Here is a 14063-nt window from a genome sequence, read left to right on the forward strand (position 1 = left end):
GTGTTTTATTGCAATGGTGCAACCAACTCCTGATAGAATGATATTAGTATTATATATACGGGTATTCAAAATCAAAGAAGCCGCGGTTCCTGATTAGTTGGTGGCTATACAGGAACCGCGGCTTAATACCGCTCTTAAGTAAGTAAAATTAAATATCAGGTATTTATAGTTGTTTTATGGAATTGGAGCATCCAGCGAAATGATCAGGCCCTGGATCATATTCATTAGCCCGGTAGGATATACCCCCACGTATACCAGCAGTAGCGCCAGAATGGCAATGGTAGCGCCGCTAACCATATATGCGGAGGGGTGCAGTGCCTGCCGTTCCCTGCCGGCATTGGTCTGCTGAAACATAACCGCTATGATCTTGATATAGTAGTAAAGACCGATCACGCTGTTAAGTGCGAGCATGATAACCAAAAGCCATAGCTCGGTGCGCACACCAGCAGCAAGTAAGTAAAACTTGCCCACAAAACCGGCTGTTAACGGGATTCCTGCCAGTGATAGCAGCATGGCAGTAAATGCGGCAGCTGTCCAGGGGCGGCGCCAGAGCAGGCCACGGTAATCCTCCAGTAGTTCCGCATCACGCTCTTCATCCGAGAGTAGTGTAATAACACCAAATGCCCCAAGGCTGGTAATAAAATAAGCGACCAGGTAGAAGGTCACGGCCTCCACGCCGAGTTCGTTTCCGGCTATAAAGGCTACCAACAGATACCCCAGGTGCGCAATTGATGAGTAGGCCAGAATGCGTTTGACGTTTTTTTGCATCAGTGCCAGAATGTTGCCTGCAAACATGCTGGCAATAGCTATGACCGTGAAAATTAAGACTAAGGAAGGGTAGTTGAAACCATCTGTTTGTAAAAAAAACCGGATAAGTATAGCCATCATTCCTCCTTTAGAGATCGTGGCTATAAAGGCAGTGACGGGAGCTGGTGCTCCTTCGTACACATCCGGGGTCCACATATGAAACGGTACGATGCCCAGTTTAAAACCTGCCCCAACGATCATCATGCCAAATCCGGTGAGCAGGATGAGCGGCATCTCATCAAGGCGTAAGACCGATAAATAAAGCCCTATTTCATAAAAACCCATAGAGCCTGCCATTGCATAAACCAGCGCCATCCCGAACAGGAGAAACGCCGAAGACATGGCCGCCATGATCAGGTATTTTATACCAGCCTCGTCTGAACGCTCTCTTGTGCGCAGGTAAGCGATAAGCCCGTAAAGTGCCACGCTAAGTACTTCCAAACCTAAAAATAAGCCGGTGAAGTGCTTGCTTATAACCAGAACGCACGCACCCAGGGTTGCCAGTAGGTGCAGAATGTAATACTCTTCCTTGCGTTCCTCACGCTGCTCAAAGTATGCATAAGAGAGCATGCACACCACTAAAGATGCCAAAAGTATAAGGCCGATATAAAGCAGTGCGAAACCATCGATCACGAACATCGGGCTGATATGGTAGACCGCATTATCCCATAGTTCAAAAAGGGAAGCGAAGGCAGCTACAAGTGAAACCAACGTGATGATGTAGATCAGTTTGTGGTTCCGCTGCACAGCGATCACAAGCATCGTTACAAGCGATGCCACGACCAGGATCAGCAGGGGCATCAGGTGAAGAAAGTCATCGAATATCATAAGTACCTCCTATGGTTTGTTGTGGGCCTGTAGTGTCTGTAAGAAGCACCTGCAGGGCGTGTTGCTTTGGTATAGCAGGATTGTCAGCTCCGGGTACTTTATAGGCCTGCAGTTGTTGGTCAATCGTAGGTTTGGCTGTATCCAGGATCGGTTGCGGATAGAGGCCGAGCCAGAGAAGCAGAAGCACCATCGGTACTGTTATGAGCATTTCCTTCCAGGTAAGGTCTGGCACTAATACACCGGATCTGTTAAGCCCGAAGAATACTTTTTTCATGATGCGCAGTGAATACGCTGTGGCCATGACAAGCCCAATGGTGGCAAATACAGTAAGCCAGTTATTTGCCTGCCAACTACCCAATAGCGTCAGAAATTCTGCTATAAAGTTTCCGAGGCCGGGCAGGCCCAGTGAGCCCATGACAAATACCATCGCGATAACTCCCATTTTAGGAGCTGCGGCCCAGAAACCACCCATTTTTTCGATATCACGGGTATGGATGCGGTGGTAAAGGAAGCCGGCAAGTACGAAGAGGGCACCCGTGCTTAAACCATGGGTGATCATCTGCATGACCACGCCCTGCAGTGCCAGTTCGTTGAAGGCGAAAACCCCAAGTATGACAAAGCCCATATGGCTTACACTGGTATAAGCTACCAGCCGTTTCAGATCGGTTTGGGAATAGGCCACTACGGCACCGTAGAGGATACCAATTACGCCGAGCAACATGGCCCACGGAGCGAAGACCTGAGCTGCTTCCGGAAACAGCGGTAATACAAAACGCAGCAATCCATACGCGCCTGTTTTAAGCAGCAGGCCAGCCAGCACCACGCTGCCTGCCGTTGGAGCTTGTGAGTGGGCATCGGGTAACCAGGAGTGGAAAGGCACTACCGGTAGTTTTACCAGGAACGCAGCGAGGAATCCCAGCATCAGCCACATACCGATAACAGGGGAGAAAGTGGTGCCAAGCAGATCAAAATAGCTGAAAGTATAAACTCCTGTTTGGTTGCCATGTATAAAGTATAGGCTAAGTATAGCTAACAGCATCAGCAGACCACTGGCCTGTGTAAAAATGAAGAACTTATAAGCTGCGTAGGTGCGGTTCTCATGCCCCCAGATGCCGATCAGGAAATACATCGGTATCAGCATTACCTCCCAGAAAAAGTAAAACAGAAAGAGGTCCATGGTCAGGAATACACCTGTGATACCAGCCAATACCCATAGCAGGTTAAAATGGAAAAAGCCGACTTTGTTGTAGATCTCGTTCCAGGATACAAGTATGGCCACTGCCCCAAGCAGGAAGGTGAGCAGCAACATGAGCAGACTTAATCCGTCCAGTGCCAGATCAAAGCCGATACCCCATTGCGGCACCCAGTCAATGTTCAGCTGCGTGATCCAGGGCGAGCCCAGGGCAGCGCCTGCAGCGCTCATCCGCCAAAGGTTAAGTGTAATAAACAGGTCAGCCAGGGTGGCTGTTAGGGCTATCCAACGGGAAAGAGCCTCGCTCCATTTTCCCACAATCCAGGCCAGTACACCGCCGGCCATCAGTATCACGATCAACCAGAGTAAGATCATAGCAGCAGACTTAAAGTTAGTATCAGGAAAGCACCTACCAGTATTCCCATCATGTAGGTGCGCAGCATGCCTGTCTGGGTTCGGGCAAACAGGTGGTGCAGCTTTTGTGTGACGGCAGTAATTCCAGTGTAAAACAGGTCTATAGCGTCGCCCTTGTTCACCTTAGAAAAGAACACATAAGGCTGCACGAATAAAGTATGATACAGTGCATCGAAGCCCCAACCGGAATACCAGAAGTCGCGCAAAGCCATTGCTGTTTTGTTTCGGGTAAGGTTATGCGCCAGGTGTGGTTTTTTGAGGAAGTAGAGGTAAGCGATGTAGATGCCGCTCAGCGCCACAGCTGCTGCAATTAACTGGAACATCCACTCCATGGCAGCGAGCTTTTCATTGATCAACACAACCGGCAGTACAGGCGCGAGGTAATCTGAGAACAACGTCATGTGTATGAAATTGTGCGGCAGTTCTATAAAACCACCTGCCAGCGAAAGTATAGCCAACACTACAAGTGGTAGTTTCATCCAGAAGCCCGGCATGTGGCTGATGGGAGTCTTACTCTCGCCAAAGAAGGTGATAAAGACCATCCTGAAAGTATAAATTGATGTTACAAAGGCACCCAGTAAAGCAGCTAAGTAGAACCAGATGCTGCCTCTTTCCCCTGCTAAACCAAGCCACAGGATCTGGTCTTTGCTGTAAAAACCTGCTGTGATAAGCGGTACGGCAGCCAGCGAGGCAGAGCCGATCAGGAAGGTCCAGAACACTACCGGCATTTTCTTGCGTAGTCCGCCCATGAGTGTCATGTCGTGTTCGTGGTGCAGGGCCATGATCACAGCTCCCGCCCCCAGGAAAAGGAGGGCTTTAAAGAAAGCGTGGATCATGAAATGAAACACTGCCGCAGACCATGCCCCAACGCCCAATGCCAGGAACATGTACCCGATCTGGCTGATGGTAGAGTAGGCAAGTACCCGTTTGAGGTCGTTTTGTGTTAGTGCTGTAAATCCGGCAATGAGCAGGGTAGCGCCCCCAATTATGGCTACCACTAATTGTGCAGTTGGAGCCAGTTCAAAGAGCACATACGTTCTGGAGATAAGGTAAACACCTGCCGTTACCATGGTAGCCGCATGTATCAGCGCACTAACCGGCGACGGACCCGCCATGGCATCCGGCAACCAGGTTTGCAGCGGTAACTGGGCTGATTTTCCCACGGCGCCACCTACTAAAAGTAAGGCTACCAACACGGCAATCTGTGACCCGACCGGCCAGGCCTGCGGTGCTGCTATAAGTATTTCCTGTATGTTTAGCGTACCGAAGTGCTGGAACAGAAGAAACAGACCGATCGCCATGGCCGTATCGCCTACGCGCGTAATGATAAATGCTTTTCGGGCGGCATATCCGTTGGCGGGCTCTTTATACCAGAAACCGATGAGAAGATAGGAGCAGAGCCCTACACCTTCCCAGCCCAGGTATAAAAGCAGCAGGTTATCGGCCAGCACCAGCACCAGCATAGATCCCACAAACAGGTTCATGCTGGCAAAAAAGCGGGAGTAGTCAGCATCATCGTGCATGAACTCGGCAGAATACAGGTGGATCAGGAATCCTACGAAGGTGATGACAAAGATAAAAACCAGCGAGAGAGCATCTAAATGAAAGGCAATGCCAGGATTAAAGGCATCTACCTGAAACCACTGCCATACCTGCTGGTGAAAAAACACTACCCCGGAACCTAGAAACCGGATACCCAGCAGTATTGTAAGTAGCGCGGCGATACCCACACTACCGGCCCCGATCACAGGAACCAGCTGCTTCGGCATCTTCAGGCCAAAGAGGATCAGCAGGAGTGCACCTGTAAAAGGCAGGGCGGGAATTAACCAGATCAGATTTTCCATAGTTTTAACCTTTCATAATGCTTGCTGCATCGCTGTCAAGAGTTTTCAGGTTGTGGTACAACTGCAGTATCAGCGCCAGACCAACCGATACTTCGGCAGCTGCCATGGTGAGTATAAAAATGAACATTACCTGTCCGTCAGGCTGCGCCCAGCGCATACCTGCCACAATAAAGGCAAGTCCGGCGGCATTGAGCATGATCTCAACAGATACCAGCATGAAGATGATGTTGCGGCGGATAAGTACACCGACCATACCCAGTGTGAAGAGGATGGCTGCTAGCAGCAATCCGGCTTCGAGTGAGACACTTTCTATCATGAGGCGCTCCTCCTTTCCAGGAAACGGTGCGTAACTTTCTTTTTCTGACGACCCAGGTGGTAGGCTCCAACGATTCCTGCCATCAGCAGCATACCACATAGCTGTACGCCAAGTATGTAAGGCCCGAAAAGCGCCAGCCCTACTAACCTGGCATCTACCGGTAAAGTGGCAGTAGCGGGTACTTCAAGTCCAACAAAAATAATGATCAGTTCTGCCAGCAGCACCGCCGAAAGTAGGGCAGGTCCTATCCAGATAGAGGGTTTGAGCCATTCTTTTTCCTGGCGGGTGGCATCTTCGCTCAGGTTGAGCATCATGATCACAAAAATGATCAGCACTACTATGGCTCCGGCGTAGATAATGATCTCCAGGGCAGCCATAAATGGAGCGCCGAGTGTAAAAAAGACCACAGCAATAGCCAGAAAAGAAACCACCAGGTAAAGCAAGGCATGGATCATGTTATAACTGGTGATAACCATAAGCGTAGCAAGTATGGCTACAGCGCCGGCGATGTAAAATATCAGTTCCATATTTTTAAGGCATTATGCTTTTGATGTCTACTGGAGGAGTTTCGTTTTCAGCTTCTCCTTTGTCTTTCCCGCCGATGGCCATACCCGCTACCTTGTAGTAGTTGTAGCCATGGTACTTACCCTGCCCGTTTATAAGCAGGTCCTTTTTTTCGTACACGAGGTTCTGGCGGATGTACTCACCCATTTCAAAGTCGGGGATGAGTTGAATGGCGTAGGTCGGGCAGGCTTCTTCGCAGTAGCCACAGAAGATGCAGCGCGAGAAATTGATGCGGAAAAAATCAGGATAGCGCCTGCCGGTCTCGTCTTCAGTTGCTTGCAGTGAGATGCAGTCTACGGGACATGCGGCAGCACACAAATTACAGGCTACGCAGCGTTCGCCTCCGTCCGGGTCGCGGGTAAGTACAATTCTGCCGCGCCACCTGGTAGGCAAAATAGCTTTCTCTTCCGGGTAAAGTATGGTGTCACGCTTATGGAAAGCATGCAAAAACGTGAGCCACATGGTACGCAGTAAACTAAACATATTCCTGCTCCTTTCTTTTTATAGCAATCATTATAGTGCGTTATCATTTGTCCCCTGAGGGATAATCTCTAGCCTATCACTCCTTCTGTCATCTCGACGATCAGAGAGATCTTTTTAGAACTCTATCCAGATTTCTCGCGGTGCTCGAAACGACAACTTTAAGTCACTCGCCCACTTATTAAAAGCCTACTCCGCCAGCCACAGCAGCACACCACCGGTAACCAGCAAATTGAGTAGTGTAAGGGGTAGTAATATCTTCCAGCCATACTCCATCAGCTGATCATACCTGGGGCGTGGCAATGAAGCCCGCAGCAGAATGAAGATGCAGATGAAGACAAAGGTTTTAAGAATGAACCATACCAGTGGCGGCAGAAAATCAGGACCTAACCAGCCACCAAAGTATAAGGTCACCAACATGCTTGAAATAAGAGTGATGCCCAAGTATTCGCCAATAAAGAACATCCCGAATTTCATCCCGGAATACTCTGAGTGGAAACCCGCGCTAAGTTCACTTTCAGCCTCCGGAATGTCGAGTGGCAGGCGGTGCGTTTCTGCGATGCCCGCTATAAAAAAGATCACAAAACCGAGTATCTGGGGCACAACGAACCAAAGGCCTTGCTGCGCCAGCACAATTTCTGACAGGTTGAAGGAGCCGCTCATCAAGACGACCCCCATCAACGCAAGTCCCATAAATACCTCATAAGAGATCATTTGTGCAGCTCCGCGCATGGCTCCTAACAGCGAGTATTTGTTGTTAGAGGCCCAGCCTCCCAATATAATACTGTAGGCACCCATCGACGACATTGCCAGGAAAAACAGAATACCTACATTCAGGTCGGCCACTACCACTCCGGGGGCAAACGGCACTACTGCAAATCCCATGAGTACAGATACAAGCACTACAGTTGGCGCGATAACAAACACAGGTTTATCTGCGAATGGAGGGATCCAGTCCTGCTTAAAGAATAATTTCAGGGAGTCGGCCAGGATAATGAGCAGGCCAAAAGGACCTGCCCTGTTCGGGCCATACCGGTCCTGCCAGAGTGCCAGCATGCGGCGCTCCAGCCAGATGAGAAACGCGGCAACGTTCAGAAGCACAAATAATGTGACCCCAATGATCAGGAGATGGTTTGTGGTTGCTTCTTCCATATCAGATCTTTATTTAAAATAGCCCAGCCTGGCAATTCAGCATAAGATATTCCCGGTAGCCCCACAGGTAAACCGGCGGCACCTCTCGAAATGGTCATGCTCGTTTTTATTGGCAAGCGATAAACTTCCTCTCCAATCTTAAATGCCAGATGCTGCCCTTCCTGCAGTTGCAGTTCATGGGCATCGGCCAGGTTAATGAGTACATAGGGTTCAGGGGCTAACTGCGCAACAGCAGGTGCATGTGCACTTAGCTCTTCTGTACCGAAAGTATGGTACAGGGGCACCATGAACAGGTGGCCATCCAGCGGCTGAAAATGTTCCGGGGCTTCTGTGAATGCGTTTCCAATACTAGTTCCGGATAGTTCTATCAGCCTGACGCCCGGATCTCCTCCGGTGAGCGGCCCTCCGATTTCAATCTGGTATTTATTGATCGCCTGCTGCGAGTTCCAGCCGGGTGACCAGAAAAAAGGAATGATCGAAGAAGGGGCCTGACCCCGATAGCCTTCCATGGTAAAAGAAAGCGGTGAATCAGGGTCTTCCTGCGGTTTTGGCTCACTTACATTAAGTCCGGCATTCATGCTGGTGCGTCCGCTGAAACGGTGTGATTCCCGAGGTATCTTTTGTCCTGCAATTCTGAAGTCAGCTGAAGGGGTAACCCGCTCAATTCCTTTTAAAGAGGAGTTTGCCACAACTATCGCAGGCAGGAGGTCATCAAATGTGGACCAGCCGCGCATGTGCTCATGTTTCACGGCATCACCTAATTGCATGAGCCAGCGCCAGCTTTCCTGTATATCTTCAGAAGTGGGATATACCTGGTAAAAACGCTGCGCTCTGCCTTCATTATTAACTAACGTGCCATCTGATTCAGCAAAGGTTCCGGACGATAGCAGTACGTTGGCTCTTTCGGTAGTAGGGGTGTGCAGGTGGTCCAGCACGATCAGGTGCCTGCACTTGTCAAAGAACCTGGAAACCATGTCAGAACAACTTCTCCGGTAAAGATCATTTTCCAGTATAATGGCGGTATCGGCCTCGCCTTGCTCCATCACTGCGAATGCAGACTCCAGCCGGTGACCTCCCAGCATATCCAAACCAAGGCTGTTACACTCCGGTGCCGTCAGCATTATACCTGCCTCTTTGCCGCTTTTCTGCAAAGCGCCGGCTATGTTGGCGGCTGCCTTAATAATGCTTTCGCGTCCGCCGTGCGTACCTGAGATGATGGCCGGACGCTTTGCAGACATCAGCGCCTCCGCTATTTGCCTTGCCAGCATTTCTTCCCTGTCGCCCAGATTATTCACTACAGCGGGTTCTCCGGAAATTATATTTGCTACCGCAAATCCAAGGCGGGCAATTTCTGCCGGGGTAGCGTTAAACGTTTCTGTAGCCACCTCATCCAGTTTGGTCGGGTTGAAAGTGGCGATGAAAAGCGGGCCTTTCTTATCCTGTACCAGCTCACGGGCAGCTGCATCCTGCCATAGCGGTAGTTTTAGCGCAGTTACTGCCTCCAGGGGTTCCTGCCTCACCGCCTGCCTTATGGCCAGCGCCAGCATGGGGGCAGTATTGGTCAGATCTTCCCCAAGTATAAATACTGCATCACACTTCTCTACTTCCTTAAGTGAGAGGATATGTGCCTTTGTTTCCCGGAGCACACGCATGTTAAATTCCACCAGGTCGTGATCCGGTTCTGATATGCCGAGGTAAAAGTTATCTGCACCCACCAGGGTTTTCAGTGCGAAGTTAGATTCTATGGAGGCACGTGGAGAACCTATGCCAATCGTTTTGCCACTGGTTAGGATGGCGGCAGCTTCCTGCAGGGCACGCTCTTTTGTGGTAGCTTCTGGCAATTGGCTACGCACCAAAGGTTTCCGTACCCTGGCAGCACTGTTCACAAATTCATAACCGAACCGCCCCCGATCGCAGAGGAAGTAGCCATTCACTTCTCCGTTGTAGCGGGTGGTAATATTCCGTAAGGTGCCGTAGCGCTCGCCGGCAATGGTGTTGCACCCAAGGCTACAGTGATGGCAGATAGATGGTGCAGAAGTCAGGTCCCATTTGCGGGTATAATGCTGTTTCAGAGTTTTATCAGTGAACACACCGGTAGGGCATACTTCTGCCAGGTTGCCACTAAACTCACTTTCCAGCACGCCCTCCTCTTGCCTTCCAAAGTATAAGTGATCATGCGCCCCGAACACGTCCAGGTCTTTTCCGCCGGCATAGTCCTTATAGTAGCGCACGCAGCGGTAGCACTGTATGCAACGGTTCATCTCATGGTTCAAGAAAGGCCCCAGGTACTGGTTGCGGTATGTACGCTTACTGAAGCTGTACTTCCTGTAGTTGTGGCCGGTCATTACTGTCATGTCCTGCAGGTGGCAGGAACCACCCTCGTCACACACGGCACAATCGTGCGGGTGGTTGATCATGAGCCAGCCGATCACATTGTTCCGGAAATCTTTAGCATGCTGGTTCTGGATGGACAAGCGCAGTCCGTCCCGTACCTGCTCCATGCACGACATCATCAGCTTACCGGTTTTATCGTTCTCATCTTTGTAGATGGTCACAGCGCATTGGCGGCAGGCCCCCACAGAACCCATTGCCGGATGCCAGCAGAAGTAGGGGAGGTCCTCTTTCAGGCTGAGGCAGGTTTCGAGCAGGTTCTTGCCCTCTTTTACCTCATAGGGTTTATCGTCTATGTATATCGTTACCATATGTTACCTCCATGGGCATTTATGTTCGGTGATGTGTCGTTCAAAATCAGCTCTGAAATATTTTAAGGCGCTTTGGAGAGGCTCCATTGCACCGGGGGCGAGGGCACAGAAAGTATTTCCGGGGCCAAGGAACTGGGTGTGAAAATCAAGTATGTTCATATCTTCCGGTTTACCTTCGCCCCGTTCCAGGGCCAGCAGGATCTTCTCTACCCACGGCAGCCCTTCGCGGCAAGGGGTACAGAAACCGCAGGATTCCTGCGCAAAAAAGTGCTGCAGGTTAAGGACAAAACCAACAGGACAGGTCTTGTCGTCGAGCACGATCATTGTGCCGGTGCCCATCCTGCTGCCAGCTTTGGTAACTGAAGGGTAATCCATTTTTACATCGAGGTGCTCTTCTACCAGAAAGTCAGTGGAAGCACCTCCGGGAAGGAGTCCTCTGAACTTCACTCCGTCTTTCATGCCCCCGGCATATTCTTCCAGTAACTCCCGCACCGTAACACCCATCGGCAACTCCCAGGTACCTGGCCGCTTCACTTTACCGCTTACACCATAGAGCTTAGTACCCGAATCCTCGCTTTTACTGATCCCTTTAAACCAGTCTGCTCCATTATTTACAATATGGGGGAGGCAGCACAGCGTTTCAACATTGTTGACGATAGTCGGCCTGCCATAAAGCCCGCTTACCTGCGGGAAAGGAGGCTTAGCCCTGGGGTTGGCTCGTTTCCCTTCAAGGGCATTGATCAGGGCAGTTTCCTCACCGCAGATATAGCGCCCGACACCCGTGTGCAGGTGCATTTCAAGGTGAAAGTCTGAGCCCAGGATGTTTTTACCCAGGTAGCCGGCATCATAAGCTTCCTGAATTGCTTTGGTTATTTCATGGGCTGCCAGTTTGTAAGCCCACCGTAGAAATACATAGGAGGTGTCGGCTTGTATAGCATAGGCCGCCACGATCATACCTTCTATCAACTGGTGCGGATTTCCTTCGAGCAGTAGCCTGTCTTTGAACGTACCCGGCTCCATCTCATCTGCGTTGGCAATAAGGTATTTTGGCCCTGATACGTCCATCGGCACAAAACTCCACTTCATACCCGTACTGAATCCGGCACCGCCACGGCCTTTCAGGTTAGAGGCTTTTACCAGCTCGGTTACTTCAGCCGGAGTCATCTGCTTGAGCGCTTTCCGAACGGACTGATAACCGCCTGCCTGCTCATACTCTTTTAAGCTGAGGGGTTTTCTGCCGGCTACGATATGTTGGGTAAGTGGAGTTTCCATGGTGCCAATCCTTTATCAGGCGTATTTTTCCAGTAACTCATCGAGTTTATCCAGTGTGATGTCCTGGTACAGGTCATCGTCTATCATCAGTGCCGGGGCATGATCGCAGCAGCCAAGGCAAACGTTGGGAAGTATGGTGAAGCGCCCGTCAGGTGTTGTTTGCCCATACTGGATGCCTAATTTCAGGGTGAGGCCTTCTTTTATGTTTTCATAGCCCATTACCCAACAACTGATGCTGTCGCACACCAGTATCACATGCCTGCCCACGGGTTGCCTGAAAATCAGGTTGTAGAACGTTGCCACACTATCGAGTTCTGCTGCCGACATATCCATGTATTCTGCTACAGCTTTTAAAACATCATCCGATACCCAGCCACGATGCTTCTGCACCACCTTAAGTGCCTCCACGCAGGCCGCTTTCCGTAACGGAACTAGCGAAATCTCATGTTCGATTTTCTGTATTTCCTCTGTTGTAAGCATAGTTAAGTCACCAGTATCAGAGCCTGACATAAGACTTTTAAACTACTACCGAGTATGTTCCGGCCCTGTAGCGTAAAAGCCTGTTTATATTGGTGGTACACGTGGCGCGTACTCCAGTACTGCGCCAACATGCACCATGTTATTCATTCACTTATTGTATGTACTACCTGTCCACATCTGCCAGCACATAGTCCATTGCCCCAAGTATAGAGAGCATATCAGCTACCGTGTAGCCTTTGCTGATATAGGGTAGCATTTGCATGTGCGGGAAAGAGGGAGTCCGGATCCTGACCCGGTAAGGAGAGGTGTTCCCGTCACTGGTCAGGTAATATCCGTTTGCACCTTTCGTGGCCTCAATGCAACTCATGGCTTCCCCGGGTGGTATCACAGGTCCCCAACTCACCCCCAAAAAGTGGGTGATCAGGGTTTCAATATCATGCATGGTATGTTTTTTGAGCGGAGGAGTAGTGAGCGGATGGTCAGCTTTATAAGGACCCTCCGGCATATTTTTCAGGCATTGTTCTATGATACGCAGGCTTTGCCGCATTTCTGCAACCCGCACCACAGCCCTGTCATAACAGTCGCCGTTGGATGCAGTCGGAATATCAAAGTCGAACATTTCGTATCCGGAATAGGGACGCTTTTTGCGGAAGTCCCACTCCATGCCGCAGGCTCTCAACCCCGGGCCGGTAACGCCCCATTCAATAGCTTCGTCCAAGGTAAAGATGCCAATACCCACCGTACGTGCTTTAAACAGGCTGTTCTTCATGACCATGCTGTCGTATTCCTTCAGCCGTTTCGGGAAGTAGTTAAGGAAATCCTGTACCAGTTTTTCCCAGCCAATAGGCAGATCCTGCGCTACACCACCTATCCGGAACCAGTTCGGGTGCATGCGTCCGCCGCAAACCGCCTCAATGATACTGAACACGCGCTCCCTGTCTGAGAACATGTAAAATACAGGGGAAAGCTGCCCCAGGTCCTGGGCGAAGGTGCCGTACCAAACCAGGTGACTCGCTATCCGGAAGAGTTCACAGAGCATTACCCGGATCACTTTCACCCGTTCAGGCACTTCTATCCCGGCAAGCTTCTCAACTGATAGAAGATAGGCCAGGTTATTCATCACACCGCCCAGGTAATCCACTCTGTCAGTGTAAGGTATGTATGTATGCCATGACTGGCGTTCCCCCATTTTTTCAGCTCCCCGGTGATGAAAGCCAATGTCAGGAATGGCATCTACGATGTCTTCTCCATCCAGCTGCAGAATGATGCGGAGCACGCCGTGCGTACCAGGGTGCTGCGGCCCAATATTGAGAAACATGAAATCACTGTCCTCGCTTTGCCGTTCCAGTCCCCATTCTTCAGGCTTAAACTGAAGAGCCGATTGTTCGAGGTCCACTTTATCATCATAAAGCTGGAAAGGCCCCATTTCAGTGGCGCGTGCGGGGTGTTCTTTCCGAAGAGGGTGTCCTACCCAGGTTCTGGGCATCAGAATGCGGGACAAATGTGGGTGGCCTTCGAATTTGATACCGAACATATCGTATACCTCACGCTCATACCAGTTGGCATTCATCCAGATACTGGTAATACTCGGAGCAGTAGGAAATTCATCTGTCATGGCTACTTTCAGGCGTATAAACTCATTCCGCTCAAAAGAGAAAAGGTGGTATACTAATGTGAAGGTAGAGGTAGGGTGGTGGTTGCTTTTTTTACTTCGTGTCCTTTCATCTATGGCAGCCAGGTCGTAAAGCATCCGGAAAGGTTTGGTAGTTGCCGACTTCAGGAAAGTCAGAACCTCTTTCAGTTTGTCGCAGGATAGCCACAGGGTGAGAATCTCGTCCGTTGTAGTTTGCTGTGTAAACGTGTCTTCGCCGAACCTTGTCTGCAGTTCAAGCAATGTGCCGCTGTTATTTTCCATAAGGAGGAATGAAAAATTTAAACTTAAAACTATCCTTAACTCATCTGTACTACCTTAATTTAACTTTGTGCCAAATACAATCTTTTATTCCATCATG

The 14063-nt window shown here is 50.2% G+C and carries 11 protein-coding genes; all 11 read right to left on the reverse strand.

The genetic code is table 11. The annotated features are described in order from the left end of the window. Nucleotides 1–174 precede the first annotated feature (174 nt). Nucleotides 175–1635 carry an NADH-quinone oxidoreductase subunit N gene (locus ACSX1A_RS04840; protein ID WP_439882490.1) on the reverse strand — a complete coding sequence of 487 codons (1461 nt, stop codon included), beginning with the start codon at nt 1633–1635 and terminating at the stop codon, nt 175–177. Beyond that, nucleotides 1622–3202 (reverse strand): NADH-quinone oxidoreductase subunit M, encoded by a 1581-nt coding sequence (nuoM, locus tag ACSX1A_RS04845; protein WP_439882491.1) that lies wholly within the window; start codon nt 3200–3202, stop codon nt 1622–1624. The genes ACSX1A_RS04840 and nuoM overlap by 14 nt, the downstream gene beginning before the upstream one ends. Next, nucleotides 3199–5085: an NADH-quinone oxidoreductase subunit L gene (gene nuoL, locus ACSX1A_RS04850; protein WP_439882492.1), complete on the reverse strand. Its 1887-nt coding sequence runs from the start codon at nt 5083–5085 to the stop codon at nt 3199–3201. The genes nuoM and nuoL overlap by 4 nt, the downstream gene beginning before the upstream one ends. Before the next feature lie 4 nt (nt 5086–5089). Next, on the reverse strand, nt 5090–5401 hold the full coding sequence (gene nuoK, locus ACSX1A_RS04855; RefSeq protein ID WP_439882493.1) for an NADH-quinone oxidoreductase subunit NuoK: 312 nt from the start codon (nt 5399–5401) through the stop codon (nt 5090–5092). Beyond that, the gene (nuoJ, locus tag ACSX1A_RS04860; protein ID WP_439882494.1) at nt 5398–5928 is read right to left on the reverse strand and encodes an NADH-quinone oxidoreductase subunit J; all 531 of its coding nucleotides are present in this window, start codon (nt 5926–5928) and stop codon (nt 5398–5400) included. Before nuoJ ends, nuoK begins: the two co-directional genes overlap by 4 nt. A 4-nt stretch (nt 5929–5932) precedes the next feature. Continuing rightward, nucleotides 5933–6448 carry an NADH-quinone oxidoreductase subunit NuoI gene (nuoI, locus tag ACSX1A_RS04865; RefSeq protein WP_439882495.1) on the reverse strand — a complete coding sequence of 172 codons (516 nt, stop codon included), beginning with the start codon at nt 6446–6448 and terminating at the stop codon, nt 5933–5935. Nucleotides 6449–6634: 186 nt separating this feature from the next. Beyond that, nucleotides 6635–7597, reverse strand: a complete 963-nt coding sequence (nuoH, locus tag ACSX1A_RS04870; protein WP_439882496.1) for an NADH-quinone oxidoreductase subunit NuoH — start codon at nt 7595–7597, stop codon at nt 6635–6637. Beyond that, on the reverse strand, nt 7567–10299 hold the full coding sequence (gene nuoG / locus ACSX1A_RS04875) for an NADH-quinone oxidoreductase subunit NuoG (protein ID WP_439882497.1): 2733 nt from the start codon (nt 10297–10299) through the stop codon (nt 7567–7569). Before nuoG ends, nuoH begins: the two co-directional genes overlap by 31 nt. A 3-nt stretch (nt 10300–10302) precedes the next feature. Continuing rightward, nucleotides 10303–11571 carry an NADH-quinone oxidoreductase subunit NuoF gene (nuoF, locus tag ACSX1A_RS04880; RefSeq protein ID WP_439882498.1) on the reverse strand — a complete coding sequence of 423 codons (1269 nt, stop codon included), beginning with the start codon at nt 11569–11571 and terminating at the stop codon, nt 10303–10305. 15 nt (nt 11572–11586) lie between these two features. Next, entirely contained in the window at nt 11587–12051 is a 465-nt protein-coding gene (gene nuoE / locus ACSX1A_RS04885) for an NADH-quinone oxidoreductase subunit NuoE (RefSeq protein WP_439882499.1), read from the reverse strand. 163 nt (nt 12052–12214) lie between these two features. Next, entirely contained in the window at nt 12215–13966 is a 1752-nt protein-coding gene (gene nuoC, locus ACSX1A_RS04890; protein ID WP_439882500.1) for an NADH-quinone oxidoreductase subunit C/D, read from the reverse strand. Between the last annotated feature and the right edge of the window lie 97 nt (nt 13967–14063).

The organism is Pontibacter sp. MBLB2868 (genome assembly GCF_051904785.1).
Classification (GTDB): domain Bacteria; phylum Bacteroidota; class Bacteroidia; order Cytophagales; family Hymenobacteraceae; genus Pontibacter.

Excerpts from the sequence above, each read along its gene's own strand:
- ACSX1A_RS04840 (WP_439882490.1), bottom strand. The coding sequence starts at position 1,635 with ATGATATTCGATGACTTTCTTCACCTGATGCCCCTGCTGATCCTGGTC.
- nuoM (WP_439882491.1), bottom strand. The coding sequence starts at position 3,202 with ATGATCTTACTCTGGTTGATCGTGATACTGATGGCCGGCGGTGTACTG.
- nuoL (WP_439882492.1), bottom strand. The coding sequence starts at position 5,085 with ATGGAAAATCTGATCTGGTTAATTCCCGCCCTGCCTTTTACAGGTGCA.
- nuoK (WP_439882493.1), bottom strand. The coding sequence starts at position 5,401 with ATGATAGAAAGTGTCTCACTCGAAGCCGGATTGCTGCTAGCAGCCATC.
- nuoJ (WP_439882494.1), bottom strand. The coding sequence starts at position 5,928 with ATGGAACTGATATTTTACATCGCCGGCGCTGTAGCCATACTTGCTACG.
- nuoI (WP_439882495.1), bottom strand. The coding sequence starts at position 6,448 with ATGTTTAGTTTACTGCGTACCATGTGGCTCACGTTTTTGCATGCTTTC.
- nuoH (WP_439882496.1), bottom strand. The coding sequence starts at position 7,597 with ATGGAAGAAGCAACCACAAACCATCTCCTGATCATTGGGGTCACATTA.
- nuoG (WP_439882497.1), bottom strand. The coding sequence starts at position 10,299 with ATGGTAACGATATACATAGACGATAAACCCTATGAGGTAAAAGAGGGC.
- nuoF (WP_439882498.1), bottom strand. The coding sequence starts at position 11,571 with ATGGAAACTCCACTTACCCAACATATCGTAGCCGGCAGAAAACCCCTC.
- nuoE (WP_439882499.1), bottom strand. The coding sequence starts at position 12,051 with ATGCTTACAACAGAGGAAATACAGAAAATCGAACATGAGATTTCGCTA.
- nuoC (WP_439882500.1), bottom strand. The coding sequence starts at position 13,966 with ATGGAAAATAACAGCGGCACATTGCTTGAACTGCAGACAAGGTTCGGC.